This window comes from Holophagales bacterium (genome assembly GCA_016719485.1).
Classification (GTDB): Bacteria; Acidobacteriota; Thermoanaerobaculia; order UBA5066; family UBA5066; genus UBA5066.
Window position 1 is genome coordinate 110,223 of record JADJZB010000023.1, and the last position, 12,311, is coordinate 122,533.

The window sequence follows — 12,311 nt, forward strand, 5'->3', positions numbered from 1 at the left end:
GACGTCACGCCGGGCGCGGCGACGGGGCCTCGGCCGGGAGCTCGACGAGGAAGGTCGTCCCCTGCCCCTCGGCGCTCGACACCGAGATTCCCCCTCCCATCACCCGGGCGAGGTGCTGCGAGAGCGCGAGGCCGAGGCCCGTGCCGCCGAAGCGGCGGGTGAGCGAGGCGTCGCCCTGGACGAACGGTGTGAAGACCTTTTCGAGCTGCTCGGCGCTCATCCCGATTCCGGTGTCGGCCACGCGAAACACGAGGACGTCCGCGCCCTGGCCACGCACGCGGCTGGCCTGCAGCTCCACCGTGCCGTCCTGGGTGAACTTCCCGGCGTTCGAGAGAAGGTTGAACAGGACCTGCTTGAGGCGGAAGGCGTCGGACGTCATCCGCCCGGCGTCCGGGTCGACGGTCACGACGAGGTGATTCCGGTTGGCCTCCACGAGCTGGCGCACGGTGCGTGCGGTCTCCTCGACGACCTCCTCCACCAGGAACGTCTCGGCGACGACCTCCATCCGGCCCGCCTCGATCTTCGACAGGTCGAGGAGGTCGCCGATGAGCTGCAGGAGGTGGCCGCCCGCGCCGCGGATCTTTCCGACGTCCTCCAGCGCCCTCGGGCTCGCGGCGACCTCCGGTTCGTCCGCGAGAAGCTCGGCGTAGCCGAGGATGGCGTTCAGCGGCGTCCGGAGCTCGTGGCTCATGTTCGCCAGGAACCGGCTCTTGGCCCGATTCGCTTCGGCCGCCTCGCGCAGGGCCCCGTCGGACTGCCGTCTCAGCTCCTCGGCCCGCTGGATCTCCGCCACCAGGCTCCGCGTCCTCTCGTCGACGAGGCGCTGCAGCTCCGTGTGCCGGGCCCTCACGCCCCTCATCCGGAGGGCGTAGCCGGTCCCTGCGGCGATGAGGAGGACGACGACGGCCCCGACCCTGAAGCCGAGCCTCTGGTGAAGGCCCGGCTTCAGCCGGAAGGCGAAGCGGGCCCCCGTCTCGTTCCAGACGCCGTCGTTGTTGGCGGCGACGACGCGGAAGACGAAGTCGCCCGGCGGGAGGGACGTGTAGAAGGCCGAGCGGCGCGTCCCCGCGTCGACCCACGACGCCTCGAACCCCTCCAGCCGGTACCGGAACCGGACCTTCTCCGGAGCCTGGAAGCTGAGGCCGTCGTAGTGGATCTCGATCTTCCCGGTCCTCGGCGGCAGCTCCACGGGCGAGACGCCCGCCACGGGGCGGCCGTCGACGAGAACGCGGTGGATCACGACCGGAGGAGCCATCGCGTTGGAGCGGAGCCGGGCCGGGTCGACGCCGACGAGGCCTTTCAAGGTCGGGAACCAGAGGCGCCCGTCGGCGTCGCCCAGGCCCGCCGGGGACGAAGCACCGTTGCACTGCGCCGCCGGCAGGCCGTCGGAGCGCCCGAGCGAGAGGGCCGCAAACGGCCCGCGCCGCCCGGCCATCCTCTCGAGAACGTCGGCGCGGGAGACACGGAAGATCCCCTTGTTCGAGGTCATCCAGAGGCCGCCACCGTCCCCCTCGAGGATCTGGAAGACCTTCTCGTCGGGAAGCCCGTCGGCCAGGCCGACGGAGCGCAGGCTCCCGTCCCGCCGGAGGACGGACAGGCCGCCCGCCGTACCGATCCAGAGGAGCCCCTCGGCGTCCTCGTGAAGCGAGAAGACGACGTCGGCGGCCAGGCCGTGCCGCGTGTCGAGGACGGTGAGGACGCCGTCCATCAGCCTCACGAGCCCCCCGGCGTCGGTACCGATCCACATCGCGCCGTCGCGGCCGGCGAGAAGGCAGCGGATCACGTCGCGGGGGAGGCCGCGCGCGCGATCGATCACGGTGAAGGTCCGCCCGTCGTACCGCGCCACGCCCGCTCCGTAGGTCCCGGCCCAGACGTCCCCCTTCGGATCGACCGCGACCGCGTAGACGATGTCGGAGGGGAGGCCGTCCTTCTTCGTGAAGCGGGTGAGCTTCCCGCCCGCGAGGCGGATGAGGCCGGCGCCGTTCGTCCCGATCCAGAGGACGTTCCCCGGTGCCGCCACGACGGAGCGGATCGGCACGCCGCGCAGGTCCGCGGCTTCGGGCGGGACGACGAACCGCTCCCCGCGAAGCGCCCAGATACCGCTGGAGTCGGTCCCGGCCCACAGCGTCCCGTCGGTGGTCCGCGCGACGGAGCGGACGCTCTGGTCGGCGAGCCCCTCGCGCGCTCCGTAGACGAGGACCTTGCGGTCGCGGAAGCGGTTCAGGCCGCCGTTCGTCCCGATCCAGACGCTCCCCTCGCGGTCCTCGGCGATCGAGCGGACGAAGGGGTGCGAGAGCCCATCGCCCGCGCTGAAGGACTCGATCCGCTCTTTCGAGATCCGGACCAGCCCCGCCCCGTCGCTCCCGACCCAGAGCGCTCCGTTGCGGTCGCGGTGGAGGGACCAGAGGAGGTCGCTCGGGAGACCGTCCCTCTTCCCGCGGATCCGCACGGTCCCGTCCTCGCCGACCTCCACGAGTCCGAGCCCGTAGAACGCCGCGGCGACCCCGCCCGGCGAGGGCGCGAGAGAGTAGACGGCGCCGGGAGGACGGCCCTCCGTCGGGTGGATCCGGCGGACCTTCTTCCCGTCCCAGTGCAGGAGCCCTTCCGCCGCCGTGCCGATCCAGAGGCCGCCCGCCGCGTCGCCCAGGAGGCTGCTGATCGAGGGCCTCTCGGGGGCCCCCGGGAGCGCGACGACGCGGAAGGTCGTCCCGTCGAACCGGGCCAGCCCGCGGTCGGTGCCGGCCCACAGGGTGCCGCCGCTGTCCTCGCAGAGGGCCCACACATACTCCGACGGGAGCCCCTCCCGCTCGCCGTAGCGGGAAAAGACCCCCCCGCGAGAACGGACGACACCACCACCGAGCGTCCCGACCCAGAGCGTCCCGAGACGGTCCTCGAGGAGCGCCCAGGCGCTGTTGCTCTTCAGCGCCGCCGTGTTGCGCGTGTCGAAGACGACGAAGGAGACCCCGTTGAAGCGGACGAGGCCCTCGTAGGTTCCGAACCAGAGGTACCCCTCACGGGTCTGGAGAATCGAGTGGATGCTGTTCTGGGGAAGCCCGTCCTGCCAGGCGTCGAGGCCGTACTGGGAAAGGGGAGTGGACGGGTCGAGCGCCCGGGCGCCCCCGGCACCCAGAAGCAGAGTCACGAAGGCGCCGCACGCGAGGAGCCGCCGGAAGGACATCCCTGCGATTCTCACCCTTTCGTCGCCGGCGCCTCCTGGAGCCTCGGGCGGCGGGAGTGAAAGTCGGTCGCCCTCTGGAACAGGTCGGCCACCGCGAGCAGGTCGCTCTCGCCCCGGAGCTTCCCGGTGAAGGTGATGCTCGTCGGCGTCCCGTCCGCCGTCCTGAAGCCGTTCGGCAGGACGACGCACGGGTGCCCCGTCAGGTTCGTCATGAGGAGCGAGCTGCCACCGTACGTCGGCGCCACGAACAGGTCGACGCCCGACAGGCTCTCGTCCATCTCGCGCATCAGAAGGGTCCGCGCCCGCTGGGCGCTCAGGTAGTCGACGGCCGAAATGAGCCGTCCCTGGCGGAAGACGTTCGGCCAGGCGTCCGCCGTCTGCCGCACCATGGTCTTCACGCGGCCGTCGCGCACGAGCGCGTCGAACGCGGTCGCCGCCTCGGCCGTCAGGATGAGCGAGAGAGGGCCGGCCGGGGTCTTCGACGGGAGCTTCAGCGGGACGAGCCTCGCCCCGAGCTGCCGGAGGACGTCGAGGCTCCGCCGGTCGATCTGCCGCCATTCCGCGGCGCGCGCCTTCTCCGCGTCCGTTTTCGCGTTCTTCCCCCGCTCCTCCTCGAAAAGCTCCTCCACGTATCCGATCGTCAGGTCCGAGAGGCTCCGGCGCGGCGGCCACGCGAACGGGCCGTCCGCCGAGTACGGGTCGAGGGCGTCCTTCCCCTCGATCGCCGAGAAGACGAGGGCGCAGTCCTCGGCCGACCGGGCGATCGGGCCGACCTTGTCCATCGTCCAGGCGAGCGCCATCACGCCGTGCCGGCTGACGCGCCCGAAGGTCGGGCGCAGGCCGGTGACGCCGCAGCGCGTGCAGGGAGAGACGATGCTCCCGAGCGTCTCCGTCCCGATGGCGAAACCGACGAGGCCGGCCGCCGTCGCCGACGCCGAGCCCGCCGACGAGCCGCTCGAGCCCTGGTCGAGCTTCCACGGGTTCTTCGTCGTCCCGCCGAACCAGACGTCGCCCCAGGCCAGCTCGCCGACCGCGGTCTTGGCGACGAGGACGGCGCCCGCTTCCTCGAGCCTGCGGTAGACCGTCGCGGTCTCGGGCCTCGTCTGGTCCTTGAACGGCACGGAGCCCCAGGTCGTCCTGGTGCCGGGGACGGCGATCAGGTCCTTCGCGCCCCACGGGATGCCGTGGAGGGGGCCGCGGTCCTTCCCCGCGGCGAGCTCCTCGTCGGCCCGCTTCGCCTGCGCCAGCGCGAGCTCCGACGTCACGGTCACGGCGCACGAGAGGACCGGGTCGTACTTCGCGAGCCGTGCGAGGTAGAGCTTCGTCAGCTCCGTCGCGGAGATCCTTTTCGCGCGCAGGAGCCGGCCGAGATCGCGGACGGTGGAGAACGCGAGCTCGTCGTCCGAGGCCGGTCTCGTGGCGGGGCGTTCCCGGCGGGGGGCCGGCGCGGAGGTGTCCGGCACCGGCTTGGGCGCGCCCGGGTTCGGCCCGAACGTGAACGCGGGGGGGACGGCGTTGTCGAGGACGACCTCGCGCAGCGCCGCGATCCCCTCGGCGGTCTCGTTCAGGTCCTCGAGCATGAGGGCCCGCTCCTCGTCGGAGAACGCCACGCCCGAGACCCACTCCGCCTGCTTCACCATCTCGGCGGTCACCTTCGTCCCGCCCGCCGCGAGCGCCGAGAGCGCCCGACCGAAGACGGCCGCTCCCGCGCCCGCCCCCGCGAGCAGCCCCACGAGCCGGCGCCGGCCCTGGTCCACGTTCCGAACGGACTCTGCCATGCGTTCCCCCCAAGCGTTTTCCGCACGTTCCACGGATCCGATGCTAAATTACACGGGCTCTCGCCGCTCACACGCCTCCGGTCGCGCGTAGATGATGAGGGGCGCGCCCGGGAACGTCGCAGCCCGAGGCAGAACAGGAGTACCAATGCTCAAGGAATTCAAGGAATTCGCGATCAAGGGAAACGTGATCGACATGGCCGTCGGCGTCGTCATCGGCGGGGCGTTCGGCAAGATCGTGAACAGCCTCGTCGCGGACATCATCATGCCGCCCATCGGACTGCTTCTCGGAAAGGTCGACTTCGCGAACCTGTTCCTGAACCTCTCGGGGACGCCGGTCGCCTCACTCGCCGACGCGAAGGCGAAAGGGCTCGCGACGCTGAACTACGGCGTCTTCATCAACACCGCGTTCGAGTTCTTCATCATCGCCTTCGCGATCTTCATGGTCATCAAGCAGATCAACAGGCTGAAGCGCGAGGCGCCCGCTGCCCCGGCCGCCCCGCCCGAGCCCTCGAACGAGGAGAAGCTCCTCGTCGAGATCCGCGACCTCCTGAAGAAGCAGTGAAAGGACTCAGGGCTTGAAGAAACAGCTCCAGCTCACCCTTCCCCTCGCGGCCCTTCTCGCCGCCACTCTCAGCGCCACCGCCGCCGACGAACCGAAGCCGGGCTGGCACGGCAGCTTCGGCGCAGGCCTCTCGATGAGCTCCGGCAACAGCGACGCGAACAGCTACAACGTCGGCTTCGACCTCAAGTACGACCCGAAGACGAAGAACGTCCTGAAGTTCGGAGGCCTCTACCTCCGGAGCGACGCGGACGGGGAGACGACCTCCGACAAGCTCACGGCCTTCGCCCGCGACGAGTACTCCTTCACGGACCGCTTCTTCGTCTACGGAGAAGTCGCCTACCTGAGCGACGCCATCGCCCAGGTCGACTACATCGTCTCGCCGAACGCCGGCGCCGGCTACAAGCTCGTCAAGACGGACACCGTCACGCTCGAAGCATCCGCCGGCTTCGGCGGCGCGTTCGAGAAGTTCGAGGGGCAGGACGCCACCTCGAGCGGCGCCTACCGCGCGGGCGAGGCGTTCTCCTGGAAGATCTCGCCCACCGTCTCCTTCACGCAGAAGGCTTCGGGACTCTGGAAGTCGAACGACACCGGCGACGCCTACTACCACTTCGACGTCGGCTTCACGACCTCCATCTCGAAGATCCTCGAGCTGAAGCTCGCCTACCTTCTCGACCACAAGACGCGGCCCGCCGTCGTCACGCTCGACAAGACCGACACGGCCTTCATCGCGGCCCTCGTCGCGAAGTTCTAGTCCGCATCGAGCCCGGATCGGATCGGAACCGGGGGCGGAGGTGGCGGCACCTCCGCTCCCCCCCGACGCGCGGCCGCGTCCTTCCAGACTCTCTCTGACGCGGGAGAAGCCGGGAAACCGCGGGAGCGGGGAAGTTCCAGCTTCACCGTCACGTCGCTTCGACAGGGGGCCGCGTGCGGGGCGGTACGTCTCACGGCCGCCGCTGCGCGCGCCCGCCTTCCGGGCTCGCTGCGGCCGGGCGGGGGCCCGCGCGACCCCCCCCCCGGGGGGGGGGGGGGGGCCCGCGCCCCCCCCCCCCGGCCGGGGCCGCGGGGGGGCATCGTTCTCAAACACGCGCGCGGGCCTGATCCCCGCCCGCTCCTCGCGAGCTCGAGCGGGTCCCCGTGCGTGCTCGAGGTCGGCTCGCGAGACGTACCACCCCACCCGCGGCCGGCGAGCTTCAACCGCGGGTCGCGGGGTCTGGTCTACGCTCTACACTCTGCGCTCGCTATAACAGAAAATCAAGACCTGACCCCATTGACCCTGGCCGCTGGCCGCGAAACCCCCTTCAGGGTGTTCGCCTTGCCGGGTTCTGAAGCGGGCGGGAGGGGTGTCCCGCGAGCGCCACGTGAGCACGTGCGGGGCCCCGCACGGCTCCACGAGCAGGCCGCCGGATCAGGCGAGCGCACGTGTCCGACGAGCGAAGCGAGGAGTTTGCGCTCGCCCCGGCGGCCCGCGCAGTGGGGCCGATGCGGGTCGCGCGCGCGGGCCATGCACGACCCGGGGGCGGGGGGGGGGGGGGGGGGGGGGGGGGCCGCGCGAGCTCAGGCCCCCGGCAGGGCGGGATATCCCTCCCGTCCGCGACTGGTGCGGCACGACGAAGTCGAGGGGCGTCTCTCCGGTCTCCTCTCCTCGTCTGCTGCCGAGGGACGGAGACCCGTGCCAGGCGAACAAATGAGAACGGGGCCGCTGTCGCGGCCCCGTTCGTCGTTGCTGGAAAACCTGTAGAGAGAGCCGGGATTACTTGGCGGCCGGCTTGGCGGCGGGCTTCGCCGCCTTCTTGGCCGGGCGCTCCGGGGCGACCGTTCCGCCGGGCGTGGCCGTCACGGGGCCCTGGTTCAGGATCAGCTCGACGCGCCGGTTCTTCGCGCGGCCCTCGGCCGTGGCGTTGTCGCCGACGGGGTTCGCCGGGCCGTAGCCGGCGTGCGTGAGGCGCTCGGCGGCGACGCCCTGCGCGGCCAGGAAGTCGGCGACCGTGCGGGCGCGCTCGGCTGACAGCTTCATGTTGAGCTCTTCCTTGCCCGACGTGTCCGTGAAGCCCTCGGCGCGGACCTGGACCTTCGGGAAGACCGCGAGGATGGCCGAAACCTTGGCCAGGGCGAGCTCGGGGTCCTTCTTGAGGGTGTACTTGTTCACGTCGAACAGGATGTCGGCCATGTTGACGACGAGACCGCGGGCCGTCTCCTCGACCTGCATGTACTGCCCGACGGCGTCGCGGATGCTGCCCTTCAGCTGCTCCTGCTCGGCCTTCAGGCGGGCCACCTCGGCCGCCATGCGCGCCTTCTCGGCCTCGGCCGCGGCAGCCTGGGCCTTCGCGGCCTCGAGCTCCTGGCGCTTCCTCTCCTCGGCGGCACGCACCCTCGCAGCTTCGGCCGCGAGGCGCTCGTCGAGGATCTGCTGGACCTTGAGGCGCACGGCCGTGCCGGAGCTGTCGAGGGCGCGCCTCGAGTAGTCGACGACGGCCTTGGACGAGCCGCCCTTGACCGAGTTGCGCGCCTGCGCGAGCTGGGTCTTGGCGGTTTCCATCTCCTTGGCGGCGACGGTCTCGGCCTTCAGCTCGACGGCCAGGTTGTACGCCTTGTCGGCCTGCTGCAGCTCGATCGGCTCCGATCCCTTCGCCGCGTAGGTCAGGTCGGCGATCGACGGGTTGCCGGGCCGCGTGAACTCCCCGATCATGCTCGAGGTCTCGACCGAGAACTCCTCGCTCTTCGCCTTCGTCGGGTCGACCTTCCCCGACGTGAAGAGGACGAGCTCGCTCGGAATGACCGTGCCGGGCAGGACGTCGGCCGTCACCATGATCGCGAAGGTCACCTTCCCGGTGCGGAAGCTGCCCTCGCCCGACTTCTTCTCCCGGACCTGGAGCTCGCCGAGGTTCTCGGGCCGGCCGTCAACGGTGACCGCCCAGACGTTGTAGGTCGTGATGTTCCCGGCGAACATGACCGCGGGCTCCATCATCTTCCACGAGAGCTTGACGTCGACCTGCCCCTTCTCCATCCGCATCGTGCCTTCGAGGGTGGCAGCCTTCGGGGCGATCGCGGTCCGGGTGAACGGAACGGAGATCTTCTTGCCCTCGGGGAAGGTCACCCCGGCGAGCTTGACCTCGGCCGCGGAGGCGGACGTGGCGACGGCGAGAGCAAGGGCGGCGGCCCCCGCGAGAACGACGGAACGCTTCATATGGCAACTCCTTCAAGAAAGCCGGTGACTTTTCGTCATCTGGCGGGTGAACACATTGGCCGTGGCATCTTACTTCTTCCGGCGTTGGCCGGGGGCGGACGAACTCTTCCCCCGATCACTCCTCCGGCGCCCCGGCTGTGCCCCTTCCCACGGTGCGGGCCGGCCGGGCGAGCCTTCGCGGGGCTAAGATGCTCCGTTCGCCGCGGGCCTTGCCGCCCGCGAGCGGGAAGGGGGGCCGGTGCTTCCAACCCTCGATTACGCTGAGGTGGGCTTCGTCTGCGGACTGGAGGTCCACCAGCAGCTCCTGACCCCGACGAAGCTCTTCTGCCGCTGCCCGGCGGGGCTCTACACCGAGACCCACGACGGGACGGTCCTCCGGCACATGCGGCCGACCCTCTCGGAGCTCGGCGAGTACGACGGCACCGCGCTGATGGAGTTCAAGACGAAGAAGAACATCGTCTACCTCCTCAACGTGAAGAACGTCTGCACCTACGAGATGGACGACACGCCCCCGTTCCTCGTGAACCAGCAGGCGATCGACGTCGCCATCGAGCAGTGCCTGATGCTCGGCTGCGACATCGTCGACGAGGTCCACATCGCGCGGAAGCAGTACCTCGACGGCTCGATCCCGACCGGCTTCCAGCGGACGGCCGTCGTCGGCGTGAACGGGAAGATCCCGTTCCGCGGGCGGACGCTCTCGGTCACCCAGGTGACCGTCGAAGAGGATTCCTGCCGCGAGGTGCGCGACCGGGGGCACTGCATCGTCTGGAGGGCCGACCGGCTCGGGATGCCGCTCATCGAGACCGTCACGGGACCCGACCTCCGGACGCCCGAAGAGGTCGAGGAGGCGATCCTCCTCGTCGGGCGCGTCTGCCGGTCGACGGGGCACGTCCGCACCGGGCTCGGCGCCTCGCGCCAGGACGTGAACGTCTCCGTCCGCGGAGGACGCCGCGTCGAGATCAAGGGGGTCCCGAAGGCGGGCTGGGCGCCGCGCCTCGTCCACGGAGAGGCGTGGCGGCAGGTGAACCTCCTCAAGCTCCGGGACGAGCTCCACCGCCGCGGCTTCACGGATGCCGCCTCGCTCCGCGTCGAGTCGCAGGACGTGACGCAGCTCTTCGACGGGACCGAGATCCCGTACCTCAGCCCCGCGGCGTGGGAGCGCTGGGTCGAGACGGAGAAGATGCGCCCCGGCTTCGAGCTCGGGAAGGGGCCGTACCGGGTCCGCGCGGCGCGCCTCCCGGGCCTCGCCGGGACGCTCTCCTGGCCCACGCAGCCCGAGCACGTCTTCGCGCACGAGCTCGCGGGGCGGGTCCGCGTCATCGCCGGGCTCGACCAGATCCCGAACCTCCTCCACTCCGAGGCGTGGCCCGACGCGCGCGGCACCCGCTCCGAGCTCAAGCGCCTCCGCGGGCGCCTGCGCTGCGGCCCGGACGACGCGATCGTCGTCGTCTGGGGCCCGGAGGAAGACACCGTCACCGCCTGCGAGGAGATCCGCCTCCGTTACGTCGACGCGACGCAGGGGGTCCCGAACGAGACCCGGCAGCCGTTCGTCGACGGGTCGACCGACTTCGAGCGGATCCTCCCCGGCCCCGACCGGATGTATCCCGACACCGACAGCCCGCCGACGCGCGTCACGCGCGAACGGGTTGCTCGCCTGAAGGCAACGCTGGCCGAGCGCCCCTGGGATCGCGAGAGACGCTACACCGCCGTGGGCGTCCCTGTGTCGACGGCGCACTTCCTGATCCGCCGCGGCGGCGCCGCCCTCGTCGATCGCCTCGCACAGGAGACGGGCGCACCGGTTCGCGACGTCGCGTTCCTCTTCGGCGAGAGGCTGAAGGGGCTGCGCCGGGCCTCCGTCCCCGTCGACGCCATCGGGGAGGAACGCTGGGCCGAGCTGCTGCGCGCCTTCGTGGAGACGCCCGTCCTGAAGCAGGCGTGGGAGCTCATCGTCCTCGCCGTCGCGGCCCAGCCGGCGCGCCCCGTGGGCGCCCTCCTCGCCGAGCGGGCCCTCGGGAAGGAACCCCCTGCCTGGCGCGCGGGGATTCCCGCGGCCTTCGCCGCCGCCGCGGAAAAGGCGTACCGGAAGGACGACGCGGACCTCGTCCGCCGCCTCGCCTTCGCGGGACTCATGCCGGGCCTCCTCGGCCGGGTCCCGGCCGCGGTGGTCGAGGCCGCCGTCACCTCCGCTGCCGCCAGGGGACCGGAGGTGCGCGCGTGAACGAGATGAACGACCCCCTCAAGGGCTACAAGGGCCACGCGCGCGAGGTCCTGATCAGGTTCGACGTGAAGGTCTGGAGCGACGTGCGCGCGACGAACGACGCCGGCTCGGTCTTCGAGGGAGTCATCCTCCCGAGGAGCGAGTCGTTCGACGACCTCCACGTCGTGATGAAGCTGAAGACCGGCTACAACGTCGGCCTCCACGTCGACCGCCTCGTGGACGTGATCGAGGTCGGGTACAAGGAAGCCAAGTACAAGATCCCCGAGAAGGCGTTCCCCTCGCGGCCGACGCTGCCGAAGGTGACGCTCCTCGGGACGGGCGGGACGATCGCCTCGCGGCTCGACTACCGGACGGGCGCCGTCATCCCCGCCTTCACGCCGGGCGAGCTCTACGGCGCCGTGCCGGAGCTGGCCGACATCTGCAACCTGACGACGAAGAAGATCTTCGGGGTCTTCTCCGAGAACATGGCGATGGAGAACTACATCGTCCTCGCCAACGCGATCGGCGAGGAGATCGCCGCCGGCGCCGACGGCATCGTCATCGGCCACGGCACCGACACGATGGGGCACACGGCGGCGATCCTCTCGTTCATGGTCCAGAACAGCCCCGTGCCGATCGTCCTCGTCGGCTCGCAGCGCTCGTCGGACCGCCCGTCCTCCGACGCGGCGCTGAACCTGATCCACTCCGTGAGGACCGCGGCCTATTCCGACATCGCCGAGGTCATGATCTGCATGTTCGGGCCGACGTCCGACCGCTACGGCCTCCTCCACAGGGGAACGCGCTGCCGGAAGATGCACAGCTCCTACCGCTCGACGTTCCGGACGATCGGAGACATCCCGCTCGCCATGGTGAGCCCGACCTCGTTCACCATCCTGAACGACGATTTCCGGAGGCGCGACAAGACGCGCGTCCCCGTCATCGACCCGGTCTACGACGACCGGACGACGATCCTCTACTACTACCCCGGCATGAAGCCCGACCTCGTCGACGCCCTCGTCGAGAAGGGCTACAGGGGGATCGTCATCGCGGGGACGGGCCTCGGGCACGTCAACAAGCCGCTCTACCCCGCGCTGAAGCGGGCTGCCGAGGCGAACGTCCACGTCGTCATGGCCGTCCAGACGATCTGGGGATTCGCCCAGATGTACGTCTACGACACCGGGCGCGACCTGATGGACATCGGCATCGTCCCCCTCGACAACATGATTCCCGAGACGGCGCTCATGAAGCTCTCCTGGGTCCTCGGCCACACGGACGACCACGCCGAGGTGATGCGGATGATGACGACGCCGATCGCCCACGAGATCACCCCGCGCGAGCCGCACAACGGCTACCTCGTCATGCAGGGAGGCCTCCCCGAAACCGAGGAGTGGGTCCGGGGGCACTGGAAGTGA

At 70.6% G+C, this 12,311-nt stretch carries 7 protein-coding genes; 4 read left to right on the top strand and 3 right to left on the bottom strand.

Features of this window, described 5'->3' with window-relative positions; all coding sequences use genetic code 11:
* Positions 1–4: 4 nt before the first annotated feature.
* Together IPN03_16135 and IPN03_16140 are read right to left on the bottom strand one after the other, a co-directional pair.
* The gene (locus tag IPN03_16135; GenBank protein MBK9375201.1) at positions 5–3,178 is read right to left on the bottom strand and encodes a hypothetical protein; all 3,174 of its coding nucleotides are present in this window, start codon (positions 3,176–3,178) and stop codon (positions 5–7) included.
* Between the two features lie 11 nt (positions 3,179–3,189).
* Entirely contained in the window at positions 3,190–4,956 is a 1,767-nt protein-coding gene (locus IPN03_16140; protein ID MBK9375202.1) for an amidase, read from the bottom strand.
* A gap of 145 nt (positions 4,957–5,101) precedes the next feature.
* Here IPN03_16140 and mscL point away from each other — a divergent pair, with 145 nt between their 5' ends.
* The gene (mscL, locus tag IPN03_16145; GenBank protein ID MBK9375203.1) at positions 5,102–5,518 is read left to right on the top strand and encodes a large-conductance mechanosensitive channel protein MscL; all 417 of its coding nucleotides are present in this window, start codon (positions 5,102–5,104) and stop codon (positions 5,516–5,518) included.
* A 13-nt stretch (positions 5,519–5,531) separates the two neighbouring features.
* Positions 5,532–6,269 (top strand): DUF481 domain-containing protein, encoded by a 738-nt coding sequence (locus IPN03_16150; protein MBK9375204.1) that lies wholly within the window; start codon positions 5,532–5,534, stop codon positions 6,267–6,269.
* A gap of 999 nt (positions 6,270–7,268) precedes the next feature.
* Here the strand turns inward: IPN03_16150 and IPN03_16155 are convergent.
* Complete coding sequence (locus IPN03_16155) at positions 7,269–8,702, bottom strand: OmpA family protein (protein MBK9375205.1); 1,434 nt, start codon at positions 8,700–8,702, stop codon at positions 7,269–7,271.
* A gap of 265 nt (positions 8,703–8,967) precedes the next feature.
* On the opposite strand from IPN03_16155, the gene gatE reads away from it, so the two are divergent.
* A complete protein-coding gene (gatE, locus tag IPN03_16160; protein ID MBK9375206.1) occupies positions 8,968–10,920 on the top strand; it encodes a Glu-tRNA(Gln) amidotransferase subunit GatE in 1,953 nt (650 codons plus the stop codon).
* Positions 10,921–10,925: 5 nt separating this feature from the next.
* Entirely contained in the window at positions 10,926–12,311 is a 1,386-nt protein-coding gene (gatD, locus tag IPN03_16165) for a Glu-tRNA(Gln) amidotransferase subunit GatD (protein MBK9375207.1), read from the top strand.